This is a genomic window from Rhodococcus sp. IEGM 1366, from assembly GCF_033142425.1.
GTDB lineage: Bacteria > Actinomycetota > Actinomycetes > Mycobacteriales > Mycobacteriaceae > Rhodococcus_F > Rhodococcus_F globerula.
Genome location: NZ_JAWLRZ010000002.1, coordinates 521,353 through 540,900, shown reverse-complemented (window position 1 = coordinate 540,900; position 19,548 = coordinate 521,353). Strand labels below are relative to the sequence as shown.

The following is a 19,548-nucleotide window of genomic DNA, read 5'->3' as shown; positions in this document are numbered from 1 at the left end:
AAAGGTGCCCGTGTGAATACCGGCGGGCGCGGCCGCGTTCCGCAGCGCCGCATTGCAGAAACAGTTGCCGACGAACTTCGCGACCACATCCTCGCCGACGACAACTACCGACTCGCCACCCAGGAACAGCTGGTCAAAGACTTCGGTGTCAGCTACCCGTCCATCCGGGAAGCACTGCGCATACTCGAAACCGAGGGGTTGGTGACGGTACGGCGCGGCAATGTCGGCGGCGCCGACGTGCATCGCCCCGACGAAGTTTCGGCCGCCTACCACCTTGGCCTCTCCCTTCAAGCCGCGCGAGTCACGTTGCGCGACCTCGCATCCGGTCTCCAGATGCTGGAACCCCTCTGCGCATCCGAATGTGCGAAGCGGGCGGACCGCAACCGCGTTGTAGTCCCGGCACTGACCGCGTCCATCGACGCATCTGCGCGCAAGATCGGCGACGGCGTTGCCTTCACGCACGCAGCGCGCGAGTTTCACGATCTTGTTGTGTCCTTCACCCCGAATGCCACCATTCGCTACGCGGTGAGCAGCTATGTTGCCCTGTGGTCCGCACAGGAAGAAGCCTGGGCGGAGGCACTCACCGTTCGTGGCGAGTACCCGTCCGAGGGCGAAGCCGAAGAAGCGGTTCGCACGCATCGCCGCATCGTCGAAGAAATCGCAGCCGGACGATCAGCCGAAGCGGAGCGCCTGGCGCGCGTTCACCTCGCGGCTACCCAGTCACTGGTTCTCGAGCGCTTCGGCGAGACGGTCGTCAATGCCTCGGTTGCCATGTCACGGCAAGCAATCCACTCCAATCGGCGTGCTCGACTCTGACTGCGCGAGCACGCAATCCACTCTGTGACTACCGGCAACGGGACGGTGCGAGCCACCGGGCGGTAGTTTGTTCGGTGTGACCGACGCTGAGCCCCGCGACATTGCGGCACTGTTCGATGTCACCAGCGACAGTGTCGGCGACGAGCGTTCCGAGCAGATCCTGATCGAATTAGGTCTGACTACAACGGAAGTCGCGCAAGTAATCGCGCGAATCCGGGGCAGCCACTCGGAGGTACTGCGGCTACGGCGACGTGAGAACGAGCTCGCTGTCCTCTACTCGAGTGCGCGCGAACTCGCTCAGGTTCGCGATGTCGACAGTCTGCTGCAGCGACTGGTGAACCGGGCCCACGAAATGATGGGTACTGACGTGACCTATCTTTCCGAGTTCGACGTGGTCACTCGCGATCTCAACGTGCGCAAGACGGCAGGCGCCGTTTCCCCTGAATTGCGCGAATTGCAGGTTCCGGCGGGCGCCGGACTGGTCAGCGCCATCGCAGAATCCCGCTCGGCTCTGTGGGTGCCGAACTACAGCGAATACACCGCCTCGCGGCACGACGACGCAGTCGACGCAGCAATCGTCGCCGAGGGATTGGTCTCGATTCTCGGTGTGCCGATGCTCTCCGACGGACAGATTCTCGGTGTCCTTTTTGCCGCCGATCGCCGTGAGCGCCGTTTCACCGCCGATCAGATCGCATTGCTCTCGGCACTGGCCGACCACGCCTCCGTCGTACTTCAGACTGCGCGCGTGTTGGACCGTGCCGAGGAATCAGCAGCCGAGGCCCGCCGTGCGCTCAACGAACTGCGCGAGCACGTTTCCGCGCGTGACAAATCCAATGTCGTCCATCAGGACCTGATACATGCGGTACTTCACGGCGGTGGATACTCGCAAGTTGCGCGCACCCTGAGCAACGCGCTGGAACGTCGCATCACCGTCATCGACGCAGAACTACACACCCTCGTCACCTCCTCCGACGAGCAGATCACAACAAATCCATTGACATTGACGAAGGTCGTCGCGGACGCAGTGGACGAGAGTCGCCGAACCGGACGCTGTGTATTTGTCCCGGGTGATAGCACCTCCATCGAACTGGTCAGCGCGATCACCGCCGGCGAATCATTCCTCGGTGCCATTCTGCTTAACCGATCCGACGCCCCGCTCGGGCCGGTCGAGGAGCGAACGGTCGAGCGCGCAGCCCAAGTAGCTGCCATCCTCGTCCTTCAACACTCGGCGTCTGCGGCGGCCGATCGGAGAGCACGAGACGAGTTGGTTGCCGACCTACTGAGCGCTGCTCCCGAACGTCGCCGTGATCTGGACAGGCGCGCACGCAACCACGGCGTGATGCTCAGCGAACTCGACACAGTTCTCGTCGTGTCGGTATCACCGGAACTGCGCCACGCCACTCTGCGTGCGGTGCAACAGAATTTGCCGGCAGGCGCAATTGCGGCAGAACATGCCGGGTTGATCGCAGTCATCTCGGAATCGGGCAATCCGGCAGCCGCGGCGACCATCGCCCACCGCCAGATCGCGGGATCGGTCGGCCCACATGTGGTGGTGATCGCCCCGGCGCGTGCCAATCTTCCCGAGCATCTCCCCCAGCGCTTCACATCCGCCCTGCGCACCGCCCGGCTTCTCGATGCGCTTGGTACAACCAACGGTGCTGCCACGACGGCGTCGTACCTGCCCTACGCAACTCTCTTCGGCGACAATCCGGACGCGCTGCACGATTTCATCAACCATGCGATCGGCCCCGTACTCGATTACGACCGGAATCGCGAGACCGACCTGACTGCGACCCTGCGTGCATTGGTACACAATCAAGGGAGTCCGACCAAGGCCGCACGCGCACTCAACTATCACCCGAACACAGTCGTGCAGCGTCTCGAGCGCATCCGAACACTTCTTGGTGACACCTGGAGAGATGAAGAGCCATTCTTTCGAGTATCCATGGCGGTCAGACTCGAGGAGCTTCGCCAAAGAGATATCACAGACACAACGTAGTAGTGGTCCGATAGCCCATAACATGTATCGATTGATGTGTTGTCGACACATAGCCCAAGTCGCATTGCCCTTCCTACTGTGAAGCGGAGCACAAACCACTTCAGGAGGACGACCCCGTGTCAACCAACAACCGGGCAATCAACAGCCGCATCGCAAACTTCAGGTCATACGACGTCGCCGCACGGCGCGCCGAGGTCGTGCGCCAGACCGACCTGACGGACGCCGACATCGCGGTATACGACCACGGTGGACTCGGCACCGACCAGGCTGACCGGATGGTCGAGAACGTCCTCGGTGTCATCGGCATCCCGGTCGGCGTGGCCACGAATTTCACGATCAACGGTCGCGACTACCTCATCCCACTCGCCACCGAGGAGGCCTCGGTAGTCGCGGCAGCGAGCAACGCAGCGCGCATCGCCCGCGGCCTCGGCGGCTTCCACGTCTCGAGCACCGCACCGATCATGCAGGCGCAGATCCAGTTGGTCGACGTCGTCGATCCCGCAGCAGCCCGCATCCGATTGCTCGAGGCTCGCGAAGAAATCATCGCCCTGGCCAACGAGCAGGACCCCAAGCTCGTCAGCGTCGGCGGCGGCGTCAAGGACATCTCCGTCCGCATCATCTCCTCACCCGAAGCCACCTACGTCGTACTCCACCTCCATGTGGACGTACGAGATGCCATGGGCGCCAACGCCGTCAACACGATGGCCGAGGCAATTGCCGACCGCGTAGCCGAGATCGGTTGCGGCCACGTCGTCCTGCGCATCCTCACCAACAAGGCTGATCTGCGTCTGACCCGAGTACGCGCGGTATTCGACGCCGAACTCATCGGTGGCCCTGAGGTCGTAGACAACCTCATCCACGCCGCGCGCATGGCCGAACTCGATCCGTACCGTGCGGCCACGCACAACAAAGGCATCATGAACGGTATCAGCGCAGTCGTACTCGCCACCGGAAACGATACGCGCGCAGTCGAAGCCGGCTGCCACTCTCACGCAGTCAACACCAGCGGCATCTACTCGTCACTTTCCCACTTCGAGAAGAACACCGAAGGCAACGTCGTCGGCACCCTCGAGCTTCCCATGCCTGTCGGCCTCGTCGGCGGTGCCACCAAGGTCCACCCCGCCGCACAGGCAGCGATCACGATGCTCGGAGTCACGAGCGCAGAAGAACTGGCCGGCGTCATCCTCGCTGTCGGACTCGCACAGAACCTGGCCGCCGTACGAGTGCTCGCCAGCGAAGGCGTCCAGCGTGGACACATGGGTCTGCATGCCCGCAACGTTGCTGCCGCAGCAGGCGCCGAGAAACACGAGATCGACTCTGTTGTCGCGCGTCTGATCGCAGACAAGAGCATTCGCGTCGAACACGCCGAAAAGGTTCTCACCCAGATTCGCACCGGAAATTGATCGCAATGACGGAAACAGTTGCAGGATCGCCCATATGGAAGCCTGCACCCCATCGAGTGCCGGCACCCGGACTCCCTACCTCGGTTCGCGTGTACGAGGTCGGGCCGCGTGACGGATTGCAGGCAGAAACGAAAGTGATCCCGACCGCAACCAAGGTCGAGTTCATCGAGCGGTTGGTCACCGCCGGCCTGCGCACCGTAGAGCTGACCAGTTTCGTTTCGCCGCGGTGGATCCCGCAACTCGCCGACGCCGCCGATCTCATGGGACGGCTGAAGCTGCCGGATTCGGTTAGCACCGTCGTGCTCGTGCCCAACCTCACAGGTTTGGAGCGTGCGCTTGCTGCCGGGGCGACCGAGGTGGCCGTCTTCGTCAGCGCCACCGAGGAATTCGCCAAACGCAACCTCAACAACACCGTCGACGGCGCAGTGTCGGCGGCTGCCCAGGTCATCGAATCCGCTCGGGCACTAGGGCTTCCCGTCCGCGCGTACATCTCGATGTGCTTCGGCGACCCATGGGAAGGTGCAGTCCCAACCTCACGCGTCGCGGACATCGCACGAACTCTCGTCGACAGTGGCGCTACGACGCTCTCACTCGGCGACACCATCGGCATCGCAACCCCTGGACACGTACTTGCCCTGCTCGACGCGATCCGCGAACGCGGGATCGGAATCGACACGATTGCAATGCACTTTCACGACACCTACGGGCAGGCACTGGCCAACGTGTACGCGGCGTTGACCGCCGGTGTATCCGAGTTCGACAGCGCTGCGGGCGGACTCGGCCGTTGCCCGTATGCCAAGGGCGCAACCGGGAACCTCGCCACCGAAGATCTGGTGTGGATGCTCCACGGACTCGGCATCGATACCGGAATCGATCTGAACGCCTTGGCCGACGCAAGTTCCTGGATGGCCGAACGCATCGGCCACACGAGCCCGGCGCGGGTGGTCAATGCCCTCCGCGCCGCCCAACGGACCTGACCCGTACCTCCTACTTCACCCGCCCGATACTGGAGAACTTCTCATGGCAACAGCACAGTCGGCAACGACGCCGACCACCCCACCAGACGACGGTGTATCCGAAACGAAGCCTTACCTCGAAGTCTGGGGCGATACCGTCGACGGCCGCCACCTCGCGATATCCGTCGTCGTCGGCAGCGTGGTGGGCGCATCCGCCCTCCTGGCCGCCCAGGCGTTCTTCGAGCGTGTCGTCAGCCAAGCATCGCTTGCCGAGGCATACAGCCTGCTCGTCGGGATCGCAGCCTGCCTGGTCGCCGGTGTCGTGTGCGGCATCTTCATCAAACCCAAACGTATTGTCGCGCTGGCTGCTGCCGACGCGGAATCCATCGACGGCGTCATCACGATGATGGCCGAACAGCGCCAGGGACTCGGCGCACTCGCCGACATCCCGGAGCAGAGCCGACAAGAACTCCACGAACTCGGACTCTACGAGTACTTTGCCGCTGCCGAAGCTGCCGCCGCGCAGAAAGAAGGCAAAACGTCATGAGTTCGGTCCTCACCAACGAGATCCTGATCGCCGTGCTCTTCGGCATCATCGGCGCTGTCGCTTTCACCTTCATCGGGCTGATCTCCGGTACCGACGAAACCGCCACGATCGCGCCGCTGACACTGCTCGTGATTCTGCTCGGCGCTCCCCCGGCAGCCGTGTTCACGTTCTTCCTGTCCGGCGCCATCGCCAAACACATGACCCATGCCGTTCCGACGATGCTCCTCGGCATTCCCGGCGACACGATGGCGATTCCGCTTCTGCCCGAAGCGCAGATGATGCGTTCACTCGGCGTCCCTCACATCGCGCTCCGCAAGGCAATCTCCGGCGCAGTTGTCGCGGCGTTCGTGGCAGTGCCGGTCGCAGTGTTGTTCGCCACGATCCTGGCGCCATTCGCGGACACCGTGCAGTCCATGGCTCCATGGCTGTTCCTGGTTGCCGCAATCGGCATCGCTTACGCATCACCCGGCCGCTGGGCCGGCGTCGTGGCGCTCGTTCCGTTTGTGATCCTCATTCTCGGCGTCCGCGCCCTCACGTCGAATTACGATGTGTCACTGAACATCAGTTACTTCCTTGCCATCGCAGTCGGACCCCTGATCGCGGATCTTGCACTGACCCTCGGCCCCTCCAGCCGCAAAGACATGGAACGCAGCGAACCCAAGACCGTTGCACTGGCACCGGATATCAAGGGATGGAAGGGCTACTTCCCCAACCCGCTCGCGGTACTCGACAAGAAGCAGGTCGGATACACCTCGGCTGCAGCGACCGTCTCCAGTGCAACCTTCGTCTTCAGTCCCGTTGCCATGACGGTGCTGATGGGTGAACTGGTCGGTGCCCGCATCAAGAACGGGTATCACCGACTCACCACGATGGTGTCGGCCAAGAACGGCACTACGGAATCCACCTACATCGCGGAAACCCTCATTCCGCTCGTGGCGTTCGGTTTGCCGCTCAGCCCGCTCGCCGCGGGACCTGCGGCTCCCCTGTTCAACGCACCTCCAGTCTTCGAGACCAATCAGGAAACCGGAGTCATCAACAACCTCTCCACATATCTGACGCAGTGGGAGTTCCTGCTGTACGGTCTACTCGCAGTCATCACCGCGACCGTCATCGCCTATCCCTTCGCGATGAACTATGCGTACCGGGCCGCTTCTGCAGTGGTCAAGCACATCAGCCATGAGGCCGTCATCGCCGTCTTCACCGGCCTCGTTGTGGTCATCAGCATCTGGGAAGGCGGCATCCTCGGTCTCTTGATCACCGTCACCGTCGGACTGGTCGGCGGGCTTCTGGGAAGGCTGTTCAAGATTCACGGTGGCGTGCTGTTCATGGGCTACTACGTCGCCCTGTTCAGCGTCCCGGCCCTGATCAACTTGTTCTGACCCGAACCGCCCCACTGCGGGTTCCTGATCACTCGAACAGGAACCCGCAGGTCTGCGCGTCGAGACTTTTCCGTGCAAGACGTGCAAATTTCTCAGGACTGGCCGTGCCACTACCGGCCGGCAGCGATCCGAGCAGCGGAACACCGGTCACCGACACAAGATCGTCGCGGTTGCACTGCTCAGCCAGCCCCGGTTCGTCCGGCCACGACCCGATCACCAGACCGGAGCACCGAACACCCTTGTGCGCCAATGCTTCCACACTGAGCGCGCAGTGGTTGAGCGTTCCCAACCCAGCAGCGGCAACGAGGACGGCAGGGGCACCCAGTTCCGCTGCAACATCGCGCACAGTGAAGTTACCTGCGCCCAGGCGAACAAGGACTCCGCCGGCACCTTCGATTAGCGTCAGGTCGTGAGCGGCATCCAACTCTCGCGCGCAGGCCAGTACCGCGCCCATCGTGAGCATCGGAAGGCCGCTGCGCCGTGCCGCGGTGTCGGGCGCCAACGGATCGGGATACCGCGCCAATTCGGCCAGCGTGACGCCGCCGCCGGTCAGACGATCGATCTCGGCCAGATCTCCGGGTTCGCCGAGTCCGACGCCGGTCTGCGCCGGCTTGAGGACAGCAACCGAGCGCCCAGACTGCAGCGCCAACGACGCCAATGCCGCCGTCACCACGGTCTTTCCGACGTCTGTCGACGTCCCCGTCACCACAAGAATGCTCATACCGCGGCCTCCGCCAGGACATTTCCGAGAATCTGACCGATCTGGTCCATCTCGGCTCGCGACAGGGAAGCGCGCGCGGTGAGTCGCAGACGCGACGTTCCCTCGGGAACCGACGGCGGCCGGAAACAACCGACGTGCAACCCCTGCCGACTACACTCGGCGGCCGCGTCGTACGCCCGTTGCGGATCACCGAGAACAACTGACACGACGGCAGATTCAGGCGTTCCGACGCCGGTGATCGCGGCCAGCTCCGACGCACGATCCAATACGTCCTTCGCGCGCGACGGCTCCCGACGTAGAACCGTCAGCGCTGCCCGCGCCGCACCCACCGCTGCGGGCGCCAGCCCCGTGTCGAAGATGAACGTCCGTGCCGAATCGATCAAATGTGCGCGAACCTTACTGTGCCCCAATACAACCCCACCCTGACTTGCGAGGGACTTGGACAACGTTGCGGTCACCACTACGTCCGGTTCACCGGCAAGACCGACTTCGTGCACCAGACCACGCCCACCGCTCCCCCGGACACCGATACCGTGGGCCTCGTCGACCAGCAACAACGCGCCGTTTTCCCGGCAGATGCCGTGCAACGCGCGAAGCGGGGCCAGATCACCGTCGGCGCTGAACACCGAATCGATGACCACCAGCGCGCGCTCCTCGGTTCGTGACTCGAGCTGCGCCGCGACGAAGTCGATGTCGGAATGCGGAGCAACCACCACCCTCGCCCGCGAGAGACGACACGCGTCGACCAACGACGCATGCGAACCGGCGTCGGAAATGATCAACGACCCCGGCCCTGACAATGCCGTGACCGCACCGAGATTGGCGGTGTAGCCCGACGAGAAGACCAAGGCGGAATCGGACCCGACAAACTCTGCGAGCTCGAGTTCGAGTAATTCGTGTTCGGTGGTACTTCCCGTCACGAGTCGCGAACCCGTCGCACCGGCGCCCCACTTCTCCAATGCGGCCATGGCGCCGGCGATCACCTCGGGATGACGCACCAATCCGAGGTAGTCATTGGACGCGAGGTCGATCAGCGGCGAGTCGGCAGTTCGCGGGCGCACGTCACGGCGCAATCCGGCGGCGCGGCGTTCCGTTTCGACGGCAGTGAGCCAGTTCAACGAGGTAGTCACATTTCCGACCATACTTGAACGCCGTTCAAGCATGTCGCTATGGTGCAGGTGTGCACACACTCGGACAGGAATCAGCCACCGTCTCCGCGATCGACGCCGCGCACCTCTGGCATCCGTACGGAGCGTTGCCGGCAACAACCGAACCACTGGTCGTCGACAGCGCACATGGCGCCACCTTGACGTTGTCGGACGGCACCCAACTCGTCGACGGCATGAGTTCGTGGTGGGCTGCGATCCACGGCTACCGCAATCCGGTTCTCGACGCCGCCGCGGTATCCCAACTCGGCAAGATGAGTCACGTCATGTTCGGCGGACTCACTCACGAACCCGCGGCCACACTCGCAAAACTCCTCGTGGATATCACCCCGGCGGGGCTCGAGAAGGTCTTTCTCTCGGACTCCGGTTCCGTCGCCGTCGAAGTTGCCGTCAAGATGTGTCTGCAGTACTGGCGCAGTCTCGGAAAACCGTCGAAGAATCGCTTGATGACGTGGCGCGGTGGATACCACGGCGATACGTTCACCCCGATGAGCGTCTGTGACCCCGACGGCGGCATGCACTCCCTCTGGACCGACGTTCTCCGCGCTCAGGTTTTTGCGGACGCACCGCCAACCGAGTATCACCCCGAGTACGTCCGGCATCTCGACGGATTGCTCGCGGCGCATCACCACGAACTGGCTGCGGTCATTGTCGAACCTGTTGTTCAGGGCGCAGGCGGTATGCGATTCCACGACCCCGCCTACCTGGTCGACCTTCGAGCGCTCTGCGACAAGTACAACGTCCTTCTGGTCTTCGACGAAATCGCGACAGGTTTCGGTCGAACCGGTGAACTGTTTGCCGCCGATCACGTCGGCGTCAGCCCAGACGTCATGTGCGTCGGCAAAGCTCTGACCGGTGGATATTTGAGCCTGGCAGCCACGTTGTGCACCACCGACATGGCCGAGGCCATCACCGCAGGCGAGGGCGGCGGCCTGATGCACGGGCCGACGTTCATGGGCAATCCACTGGCTTGCGCGATCGCAGTCGCGTCCACCGAACTCCTGCTGGCGATGGACTGGCGACGCGACGTGACGAGACTGACCGAGGGACTCGATCGAGGACTCGCGGACGCACGGTCGATCCGAAGCGTGAAGGACATCCGAGTTCTCGGCGGTATCGGAGTTCTCGAACTCGACCGTCCGGTCGACATGCGCAGCGCCACCGATGCCGCGGTCAGATCAGGTGTGTGGCTGCGCCCGTTCCGCAACCTCGTGTACACGATGCCGCCGTATCTCTGCTCCGCCCACGAGGTGGAACAGATCACAGCCGCAATGCTCGAAGTCGCCCGCAGCCAGGCCTGACAAGGTTGGAGGGAAGCGGTCCGACAGGAGGGTGCCCGACGTGGGCGATAGGGTTCGTTCATGGAGCAGTCGCCGACAGACAAACCTGCCAGCACACCAATCGCCGTGTGGCCGGGCAGCGCATATCCTCTGGGCGCGACGTACGACGGCGCAGGGACCAACTTCTCCCTGTTCTCCGAAGTTGCCGACGCCGTCGAACTCTGCCTGATCGCCAAGGACGGAACCGAAACCCGAATCCGGATGGACGAAGTGGACGGATACGTCTGGCACGCCTATCTGCCCTCGGTATCCCCCGGTCAGCGCTACGGCTACCGGGTGCACGGTCCGTACGATCCATCTGCCGGACTGCGCTGTGACCCCAGCAAATTGTTGCTCGACCCGTACGGCAAGGCCTTTGCCGGCGACTTCGACGGTGATCGTTCGCTGTTCTCCTACGACATCGATGCGGCCGACATGGCTGAAGCGAACGACGACAACACGATTCCTGAAACCGGCGAACTCGAGGAAACTGCTGCCGAAGAACCTACCGGCGAAGAAACAGGCATCGACGAAACAGTTGCCGAAGCAACCCAGGCCGAAGAAACACCCGAAGACGACACCGTCGATACCGGCGACACGGTAATCGAAGACGACGAGTTGGTCGACGAACCCTCGACAATCTCTTTCCCTCAGCATGATTCGCTCGGTCATACGATGTCTACCGTCGTGATCAATCCGTTCTTCGACTGGGCGTCGGATCGCTCACCCGGGCGCCCTTACCACGAAACCGTGATCTACGAGGCGCACGTCAAGGGCATGACCGCCGCACATCCCGGAATTCCGGAGGAGCTGCGCGGAACCTATGCCGGACTGGCACATCCGGTGATCATCGACCACCTGACCAACCTCGGAGTTACCGCCATCGAACTGATGCCGGTGCACCAATTCATGCACGATCAGGTTCTCCTCGACCAGGGACTGCGAAACTACTGGGGATACAACACCTTCGGATTCCTTGCGCCGCACACCGACTACTCGTCGGCCGCCAAACCCGATGCTGCAGTGGCAGAGTTCAAGGCGATGGTGCGCAGTTTCCATCAGGCCGGCATCGAGGTAATCCTCGATGTCGTGTACAACCACACTGCCGAGGGAAACCACATGGGGCCGACCATTAGCTTCCGCGGAATCGACAACGCCGCCTACTACCGCCTGGTCGACGGCGACGAAGCGCACTACATGGACTACACCGGAACGGGCAACAGCCTCAATGCCCGTCATCCGCACACGTTGCAACTCATCATGGACTCGCTGCGTTACTGGGTCACCGAAATGCACGTCGACGGATTCCGTTTCGACCTCGCGTCCACACTGGCCCGCGAACTGCACGACGTCGACCGACTGTCCGCGTTCTTCGATCTGGTGCAACAAGATCCGGTTGTCAGTCAGGTCAAGCTGATTGCCGAGCCGTGGGACATCGGAGAAGGCGGCTACCAGGTCGGCAACTTCCCCGGACTGTGGACCGAATGGAACGGCAAATACCGCGACACGGTTCGTGACTACTGGCGCGGCGAGCCGGCAACACTCGGTGAATTCGCGTCCCGGCTCACCGGATCGTCCGATCTGTACGAGGCCACCGGTCGGCGCCCCGGCGCCAGCATCAATTTTGTCATCGCTCACGACGGTTTCACTCTCCACGACCTCGTCTCGTACAACGAGAAGCACAACGAAGCCAACGGCGAGAACAACAATGACGGCGAATCACACAATCGGTCCTGGAACTGCGGCGTCGAAGGCCCCACCGACGACCCCGAGATCCTCGAACTCCGCGCACGCCAGAGTCGCAATATCCTTGCCACGCTGATGCTGAGCCAGGGCACCCCGATGCTCGCACACGGCGACGAGATGGGCCGAACTCAGCTGGGTAACAACAACGTCTACTGTCAGGACTCCGAACTGTCCTGGATGGACTGGTCACTGGCGGAGACCAACGCCGACCTCGTCGAGTTCACCAAACGCGCTATCGCGTTGCGCGCCAAGAACCCCGTGTTCCGGCGTCGACGGTTCTTCGAGGGTCGGCCCATCCGCAGTGGTGATCAGAGCCGCGACATCGCGTGGCTCACTCCCGCCGGCGAGGAAATGACACCGGCGGATTGGGACAGCGGCTTCGGTAAATCGTTAGCCGTGTTCCTCAACGGCGAAGCTATCCCCGAGCCGAACTACCGCGGCGAGCGCGTAGTGGGCGATTCATTCCTGTTGTGTTTCAACGCCCATTACGAAGACATGGAATTCTCCACTCCCAATGCCGACTATGCGGCGGAGTGGACGGTGGTACTCGACACCTCGATGCCCACGGGCGAAAGTGATGTGGTGATCGAAGCCGGAACGGTTCTGGGCGTCCGCGCTCGTGCATTGATGGTCCTTCGCAGAACGGCCTGAGGAGACAACGATGACGCCGATCACCAGCACGTACCGCCTGCAACTGCGACCAGACGCGTTCACGCTCCACGACGCGGCCGGTATCGTCGATTACCTTGACACTCTGGGAGTTTCACATCTCTACCTCTCCCCCGTCCTGACGGCGACGTCCGGATCGACCCACGGGTACGACGTCACCGACCCCACCACCGTCGCTGAGGGTCTCGGTGGCCGAGAGGCACTGGTGAAGCTGTCGGGCGTGTGCCGAGAACGCGGCATGGGACTGATCGTCGATTTGGTGCCCAATCACGTCGGAGTGGCCAAACCCCACGAAAATGCTTGGTGGTGGGATGTTCTCACGTACGGGCGGGCATCTACGTACGCAGACTTCTTCGACATCGACTGGGACAAGGACAACGGGGCGGACGGAAAGCTAGCTCTCCCGGTGTTGGGAAAGCCCGCTGATCTCGACTCCCTCACCGTCGATCACGCCACCGCGACACCGCTTCTCGCATTCTACGAACATCGGTTCCCCATCGCCCCGGGAACAGGCACGGGATCGGCTCAGGAAATCCACGCCCGTCAGTCGTACCGGCTTGTTCCGTGGGACGCCGGAATCATCACTTACCGGAGATTTTTTGCCGTCAACGAACTCGCGGCATTGCGCCAAGAAGATCCGCGGGTTTTCGAACTCTGCCACCGTGAACTGAAATCGTGGGTCGACGAGGGCCTGATCGACGGGGTTCGGATCGATCATCCCGACGGACTTGCCGATCCGGTGGAATACCTCGAACGCCTTCGATCGTTGCTGGGACCGGATCAGTGGATCGTGATCGAGAAGATTCTCGGGCACAGCGAACCACTCGATCCATTACTTCCCGTCGACGGCACCACCGGGTACGACGCTCTGAACCAACTGGGCGGAGTATTTGTCGATCCCAGCGGCGAGCACGAGCTTTCCGAACTGTCCGGCGCCTTGACCGGCAACGACGGCGACAGCACCTGGCTACATCACACAGAACGTCAGTTCAAACGTGAGACGGCGCGCGGTGAACTCGCCCCTGAAATCCGTCGCCTGGTGCGGACTATTCGCAGCGAAACCGGAACCCGATGCAGCGACAAGGCGCTCAATGACGCAGTTGTGGTTGTCATCGCACGAATGCCGGTGTACCGCTCCGACTACAGCCCCCTTGCCGGTCTGACGGCTCGGATTGTCGGCGGAATCCACGAACTTGCTCCTGGCCACGAAGAAGCCTTCAACGCCCTGGCGCAGGCACTGTCCGGCGGCGGCGAGGCGGCGGTCCGCTTCCAGCAGGTGTGCGGCGCAGTGATGGCAAAATCCGTCGAGGACCGGTTGTTCTATCGGACTGCGCGATTGATCTCGCGGCAAGAAGTCGGGGGCAATCCGGCCGCGTTCTCCATTTCAGTTGCCGAGTTCCACCTCGCCAATTCCGATCGGGCTCGACTGTGGCCCGCAGCGATGACCTCCCTGTCCACCCACGACACCAAACGCGGCGAAGACGTTCGCGCCCGGATCAACGTCCTGTCGCAGATGCCGGAAGTGTGGTCGAGGCTGGTGCAAGACTGGGAAGAGGTGGAACCCAGCCCCGAACCGATGACCGGATTGTTCCTCTGGCAGAACATTGTCGGCGTGTGGCCGGTGGGTGAGGCTGCCCCCGACTTCCGCTCACGTCTGCACGCGTACGCCGAGAAGGCAATTCGCGAGGCCGCGCTCGCGACCTCGTGGAATTCTCCGGATTCGTCATTCGAGACGGCAGTCCACACCTGGATCGACAACGTCATCGACGGCCCGGTCGCCGCATCGATCACACAACTTGTCTCCCGCATCGCCCGACATGCCTGGTCTGACTCGTTGGGACAGAAACTACTTCAGATCTGCGGACCGGGAATCCCGGACATCTACCAGGGCACCGAACTCTGGGAAGATTCGCTGGTGGACCCGGACAACCGTCGGTTGACCGACTTCGATGTCCGTCGCGGGCTGATTGACAGCACCGAAACCTCCGTCGACGCGACCGGCGCAGCAAAACTCCATGTAGTTCGCACCGCGCTGACATTGCGACGCGAGTACCCCTCCTGGTTTGTCGGCGGCACCTATCTCCCGGTTCTGGCATCCGGTGAGAGCTCAGGGCACGTCGTCGGATTCTCGCGCGGTCCTCGAGGTGGGAAGGCCGCCGTCGTTGCACTAGCTACCCGGCATTCGATGGTCCTCGCAGATCACGGCTGGGGTGACACGGTGATCGGGCTACCGGAGGGCCGCTGGACCGACAATGCAACCGGCAACGTCATCGAGTCGTCTCGTGCCGGCGATATTTTCCGCGGCGGTCCTACTGCTCTACTGATTCGCGAGACCGAATCACCGTAAACCGGGCCTGCCCGTGTATTCCGGTGAGCGGGTTACGTGTCCTGCAACACACTTTCCCACGCTAACTTTCTTGGTACCAGCACTAAAGGACCATCGAGAGGTTGCACACTATGTCCACAGGTCGCTACACCGGCAAGGTCGCATTCATCACGGGAGCCGCTCGCGGTCAGGGCCGCGCCGAAGCAGTTCGGCTCGCCGAGGAAGGCGCCGACATCATCGCCGTCGACGCGTGCGTCCAATTCGATTCCACCTCGTATACCGGAGCAACCGAAGACGACTTGGCCGAGACCGTCGAACTGGTCAAGGCACTCGACCGCCGAATTGTCGCCACCAAGACCGATGTCCGCGACTTCGACGCGCTCTCGGCCGCACTCGACTCCGGTATCGCCGAACTCGGCCGCCTCGACGTCGTAGTTGCCAATGCCGGAATCTGTTCCGCGAACATGTCCTGGGAGATCACGCCCGAGCAGTGGAAGGAAACGCTCGACGTCAACCTCACCGGCGTCTTCTACACCGCGAAAGCCGCAATCCCGCACCTGATCAAGCAGGGCACCGGCGGCTCGATCATCTTCACCAGTTCCGTGGCCGGCCTGCGCGGGCTTCCGTTTCTCGGCCACTACGTCGCCAGCAAACACGGCATCACCGGTCTCGCGAAGACCATGGCGTCGGAGTTGGGGCAGTACAACATTCGGGTCAACACCATCCACCCACACGGTGTGGCCACCGGGATGCAGATGACGGATATGCAACCCCTCATCGCGGAACACGCTCACACACTCGGACCGATCTTCATGCAGACCCTGCCCGATCCGGTCAGCCAGCCGGAAGACATCGCCGCAGCGGTCGCATTCCTGGGATCGGACGAAGCGCACCACATCACCGGAATTGCCATGCCGCTCGACCTGGCAACCTTGCTTCGCTGATCGAGTCACACCGACAAAATCAGTGAATGTCCAGCGGGTCTCGGGAATATCGGTCCCCCGAGGCCCGTTGCGCCACACATGACCAAAACAGTGGTAGCGCAGAAATACGGAAACCCCGATGTTCTGAAGCTGATCGACGTGGAGGTTCCGCCGCCGGCGCGCGGAGAAGTACGCGTCGACGTCAAAGCAATCGGCGTCAATCCCTTCGACTACAAGCTCTACAGCGGTGCGTGGGGAACCGATCCGAGCAAACTGCCGATACATCTCGGGGGTGAGGCTGCCGGAGTTGTGTCCGCGATCGGCCCCGATGTCACGACAGTTGCCGTCGGCGACGAAGTGATCGTCAGCCCGGGAAGTGGCCTGTACTCCGAACAGGTTGTGGTTCCCTCGTCGTCCGTCACGCCAAAACCTTCTTCGATCAGTTGGGAGCAGGCAGCCGGTCTTCTCCTGGTTGGCGGGACCGCTGTCGACGCACTCGATACGATCCGCGTCAGCGAGGGTGACACGGTATTGATCCACGGAGCATCCGGTGGTGTCGGATCACTTGCCGTGCAGCTGGCCGTCGCTCGCGGTGCAACGGTGATCGGAACCGCCGGCGCATCCAATCAGGAGTACGTCCGATCATTGGGCGCGACACCGGTGCTCTACGGCGACGGACTCGAAGCCCGAGTCCGGGAACTGGGTTCAGTGGACGCCGCATTCGACACCGCGGGCACCGACGAAGCTGTCGACGTTTCCCTGGCGCTGGTTGCCGATAAGCGCCGCATCGTCACGATCGTGGCGTTCGGGCGAGCAGAGTCCGACGGATTCAATGCCGTCGGTGGCGGCAATCCGCAGAGTGCCGAAGCTCGCTTGAAGGCCCGGGGCGAACTCGTCGAACTCGCCGGAGCCGGACGCTTGACCGTGAAAATCGCCAAGACTTTTCCCTTGGCCGACGCCGCCCAGGCTCATGCCGAGCTCCAGAGTTCCCACCCTGCGGGGAAGTTCATCCTGATTCCCTGACGTGTGGACTATTTCGCCTCGGAACCCGGAGCAAGTGGCACCAAAAGTGTCGTGCCGAACGCGACGAGCACCGATTCGCCATCGCGTTCGGCATGAACCTCGGAGGTGACGAATACCTGCTTGCGCCCGGTCTTGACCGAGCGTGCCGTGGCGACAAATGCGGTCCCGACCCCTGGACTCACGAAATTGACCGCGCAGTTCGACGCCGCCACTACGCCCACTTGCGTGAAAGCAGCAAATCCGCACGCGGTGTCGATAAGCCCCGCAACCAGTGCAGCGTGCAGATGTCCGGCGTACTGCCCAAGATCCTCACGCCACTCGAGTCGCAGACTCACGCGACCCGGTTCAGCCTCCGCGACCTCGAATCCGGCCCACCGGTTGAAAGCTGCCGACGCGTTGACCGCCCGCAACTGCTCGAGAATCTCGGAACTTTCCATATAGACCAGTCTACATAGATTGTGATGGCTCGCCGTGGTGTTTAAGCTCCGACTCGTGGCGACTCCCCCGAAACACCGCGAAGCACTTGTTCGAGCAGCGGCCGATCTGTTTCGACGCCAGGGGTACGCGGCGACCGGGCTCAACGAGATCCTCAAGTCGAGCGGAGCCCCGAAAGGTTCGCTCTACCACTACTTTCCCGGCGGCAAAGAGCAGATCGGCACGGAGGTCGTCCGTGTCGGCGGGCAGTTGGTGGCCAACACCCTCACCGAACTCGCCGACAACAACCCGGACGCCGGGTCGCTGCTGCGCGAGTACTCCCGGTTACTCGTCGGATGGGTGAGCGATTCGAACTTCCACGAAGGCTCACCGATCACGACGGTGCTGTTGGAACTTGCCCCCGATTCGGAGAGCGTCACCGCCGCCGGGCAGGCCGTCTACCGACAGTGGTCGTCGATACTGAGTGACTCGTTGATCGCATCGGGTGTCGCACGCACTCGGGCGGAACGGCTTGCGGTACTGGCTGTATCGGCACTGGAGGGTTCACTGGTACGGGCTCGTGTCGAACAATCAGGGCAGCCGATTCTCGACTCCCTCGGCGAGGTGGCGGACCTGTTCGATGGCGCGATCGCCGCGGCGAAGGTGCCCTGAGCGAGACACCGGAAACGAGAGCGCTATCGGTAGCTCATATCCGGCCGGCGTCGCCGTCACGCTGCTGCTTCGCGATCCGTCGCTGCTCCTCGGCGCGGGCACGGCACTGTCGGAGGAATTCCTCGTCCGCGGCCGGATCGGTGGCAACTGCCCGGCCGGGACGCTCGTATTCGCCGTACCCGGTCGATCCGACGTACCCCGCCGGTGCGTTATGTCCGCGCCCGACGATCAGCCACAGAACCGACCCGAGCGTCGGCAGGAAGATGATCACCAGAATCCAGACCACCTTGGGTAAGTGCTGGATGTACGCGTCGTCGCGAGTGATGGCGTCCACGATGCAGAAAATCCACAACAGCATCGTGATGAGTCCGAACAAGGCGTAAGGCACGCTGGATTTCCTCCCAGATTCGAAAAACTCCCGCCATGCTAGCTAAAACAGACCGATTAGTACATTAGATTCGTCCGAATCGCGAATTCGAGCCACTCGCGGTAATCGTTGACATTCCAGCCTCCGATCGACCGCAGTTGCTGGTGCACGTGCGGCGAGACCAGGGCCGCGAGAACGCCCGACGCCTTGTCCACCGAAATGTCATTGCGCAACAGTCCGTGTTCGGAAAGACCTTCCGCGATCGACGTGGCATTGGCAAAGGACTGTTCCGAAGATTCCGCGGCCAGTCGACGCATATCGGCGTCGGCGCCCGACGACTGGACCGCCGTCATCATGAGTGGACCGGCCCGTTCGAGCAGACCGACGCTCTGTTCCACGATCTGCGCAACCAACCTCCGAACGTCGTCGGGATCAGAGTGGTCACGGCGCACGGGCGCACTGTCGTCGCCCGACTCCGCTTCGAGCGCATGACTGAATGCCGCCTCGAAGATCTCGAGCTTGCCCCCGGGAAATGCGGTGAAGACAGTGCGAGGGGCGACACCCGCGGCGTCGGCGATATCCTTGGCCGTCGCGCTGACGTAGCCCTTGTCGACAAAGAGCGCAGCTCCGGCATCTCGGATCAATTCACGCGTGCGCCGGGCCGCATCGCCGCGAACCTTCGATTGATAGTGCCGCTTCTCGATCACAGAAGAACTCTAGCGGCCCACTTCTTCAGCTGCATTGAATGCAGTGCCGATGCAGATAAATTAATTGCAGGTCTGATCTATTTTTTCGGATGATCAATCCAACCGTCACTGCCCGGGAACACCAGAACTTCATGTCCGTCGTCATAGCGCACTAGATACGGCGGAGCGCCGTTCTCGCCGTGCACCTCGATCACCTCAGCCGACGTCTCGGGCTGACCCACCACTCGACCCTGCACATGTAGACGATCACCTACCTGGGCATGCATGTGAATTCCTCCCTCGAGACGAGTACTCGGAATTCGGGTTCCCCACCGCGTCGTCGAATAACCCCGATGCAGCGCGGTGACAAAATCCACACCGGATTACGTGGCGTCAGCGAGGTAAACAGTGGTTCA

18 protein-coding genes are annotated in these 19,548 nt (G+C 62.4%); 12 read left to right on the top strand and 6 right to left on the bottom strand.

The window, feature by feature from the left end; translation table 11 throughout:
* The first annotated feature begins 12 nt into the window (after positions 1–12).
* The 6 genes from R4P64_RS08485 to R4P64_RS08460 all read left to right on the top strand — a co-directional run bounded on the left by R4P64_RS08485 (position 13) and on the right by R4P64_RS08460 (position 7,100).
* The gene (locus tag R4P64_RS08485) at positions 13–816 is read left to right on the top strand and encodes a FadR/GntR family transcriptional regulator (RefSeq protein WP_317820258.1); all 804 of its coding nucleotides are present in this window, start codon (positions 13–15) and stop codon (positions 814–816) included.
* A gap of 76 nt (positions 817–892) precedes the next feature.
* Positions 893–2,815 carry a helix-turn-helix domain-containing protein gene (locus R4P64_RS08480; protein WP_317820256.1) on the top strand — a complete coding sequence of 641 codons (1,923 nt, stop codon included), beginning with the start codon at positions 893–895 and terminating at the stop codon, positions 2,813–2,815.
* A gap of 116 nt (positions 2,816–2,931) precedes the next feature.
* A complete protein-coding gene (locus R4P64_RS08475; RefSeq protein WP_317820254.1) occupies positions 2,932–4,218 on the top strand; it encodes a hydroxymethylglutaryl-CoA reductase, degradative in 1,287 nt (428 codons plus the stop codon).
* A 5-nt stretch (positions 4,219–4,223) separates the two neighbouring features.
* Positions 4,224–5,195 carry a hydroxymethylglutaryl-CoA lyase gene (locus R4P64_RS08470; protein WP_317820252.1) on the top strand — a complete coding sequence of 324 codons (972 nt, stop codon included), beginning with the start codon at positions 4,224–4,226 and terminating at the stop codon, positions 5,193–5,195.
* A gap of 43 nt (positions 5,196–5,238) precedes the next feature.
* A complete protein-coding gene (locus tag R4P64_RS08465) occupies positions 5,239–5,721 on the top strand; it encodes a hypothetical protein (protein WP_317820250.1) in 483 nt (160 codons plus the stop codon).
* On the top strand, positions 5,718–7,100 hold the full coding sequence (locus tag R4P64_RS08460; protein ID WP_317820248.1) for a tripartite tricarboxylate transporter permease: 1,383 nt from the start codon (positions 5,718–5,720) through the stop codon (positions 7,098–7,100). Before R4P64_RS08465 ends, R4P64_RS08460 begins: the two co-directional genes overlap by 4 nt.
* 28 nt (positions 7,101–7,128) lie before the next feature.
* Here the strand turns inward: R4P64_RS08460 and bioD are convergent, their stop codons facing one another.
* Positions 7,129–7,821, bottom strand: a complete 693-nt coding sequence (gene bioD / locus R4P64_RS08455) for a dethiobiotin synthase (protein WP_317820246.1) — start codon at positions 7,819–7,821, stop codon at positions 7,129–7,131.
* The gene (locus R4P64_RS08450; protein WP_317820537.1) at positions 7,818–8,963 is read right to left on the bottom strand and encodes an 8-amino-7-oxononanoate synthase; all 1,146 of its coding nucleotides are present in this window, start codon (positions 8,961–8,963) and stop codon (positions 7,818–7,820) included. Before R4P64_RS08450 ends, bioD begins: the two co-directional genes overlap by 4 nt.
* A 38-nt stretch (positions 8,964–9,001) precedes the next feature.
* On the opposite strand from R4P64_RS08450, the gene R4P64_RS08445 reads away from it, so the two are divergent.
* The 5 genes from R4P64_RS08445 (at position 9,002) to R4P64_RS08425 (ending at position 16,993) form a co-directional block, all read left to right on the top strand.
* Complete coding sequence (locus tag R4P64_RS08445) at positions 9,002–10,288, top strand: adenosylmethionine--8-amino-7-oxononanoate transaminase (protein WP_317820244.1); 1,287 nt, start codon at positions 9,002–9,004, stop codon at positions 10,286–10,288.
* 60 nt (positions 10,289–10,348) lie between these two features.
* Entirely contained in the window at positions 10,349–12,703 is a 2,355-nt protein-coding gene (gene glgX, locus R4P64_RS08440) for a glycogen debranching protein GlgX (protein ID WP_317541660.1), read from the top strand.
* Between the two features lie 10 nt (positions 12,704–12,713).
* Positions 12,714–15,068, top strand: a complete 2,355-nt coding sequence (gene treY, locus R4P64_RS08435; protein ID WP_317820242.1) for a malto-oligosyltrehalose synthase — start codon at positions 12,714–12,716, stop codon at positions 15,066–15,068.
* Positions 15,069–15,178: 110 nt separating this feature from the next.
* Complete coding sequence (locus R4P64_RS08430) at positions 15,179–15,991, top strand: mycofactocin-coupled SDR family oxidoreductase (protein WP_317820240.1); 813 nt, start codon at positions 15,179–15,181, stop codon at positions 15,989–15,991.
* 78 nt (positions 15,992–16,069) lie between these two features.
* Positions 16,070–16,993 (top strand): NADP-dependent oxidoreductase, encoded by a 924-nt coding sequence (locus tag R4P64_RS08425; RefSeq protein ID WP_317541655.1) that lies wholly within the window; start codon positions 16,070–16,072, stop codon positions 16,991–16,993.
* A gap of 8 nt (positions 16,994–17,001) precedes the next feature.
* On the opposite strand, the gene R4P64_RS08420 is transcribed toward R4P64_RS08425, so the two are convergent.
* Positions 17,002–17,430 (bottom strand): PaaI family thioesterase, encoded by a 429-nt coding sequence (locus tag R4P64_RS08420; RefSeq protein WP_317820237.1) that lies wholly within the window; start codon positions 17,428–17,430, stop codon positions 17,002–17,004.
* A 55-nt stretch (positions 17,431–17,485) separates the two neighbouring features.
* On the opposite strand from R4P64_RS08420, the gene R4P64_RS08415 reads away from it, so the two are divergent.
* On the top strand, positions 17,486–18,079 hold the full coding sequence (locus R4P64_RS08415) for a TetR/AcrR family transcriptional regulator (RefSeq protein ID WP_317820235.1): 594 nt from the start codon (positions 17,486–17,488) through the stop codon (positions 18,077–18,079).
* A 34-nt stretch (positions 18,080–18,113) separates the two neighbouring features.
* Here R4P64_RS08415 and R4P64_RS08410 read toward each other — a convergent pair whose 3' ends face one another.
* From R4P64_RS08410 to R4P64_RS08400, 3 genes are all read right to left on the bottom strand, one after another.
* Positions 18,114–18,467: a PLD nuclease N-terminal domain-containing protein gene (locus R4P64_RS08410; RefSeq protein WP_092800644.1), complete on the bottom strand. Its 354-nt coding sequence runs from the start codon at positions 18,465–18,467 to the stop codon at positions 18,114–18,116.
* A gap of 56 nt (positions 18,468–18,523) precedes the next feature.
* The gene (locus R4P64_RS08405) at positions 18,524–19,153 is read right to left on the bottom strand and encodes a TetR/AcrR family transcriptional regulator (protein WP_033230976.1); all 630 of its coding nucleotides are present in this window, start codon (positions 19,151–19,153) and stop codon (positions 18,524–18,526) included.
* 77 nt (positions 19,154–19,230) lie between these two features.
* Positions 19,231–19,419: a DUF1918 domain-containing protein gene (locus R4P64_RS08400; protein ID WP_033230977.1), complete on the bottom strand. Its 189-nt coding sequence runs from the start codon at positions 19,417–19,419 to the stop codon at positions 19,231–19,233.
* Positions 19,420–19,548: the final 129 nt, after the last annotated feature.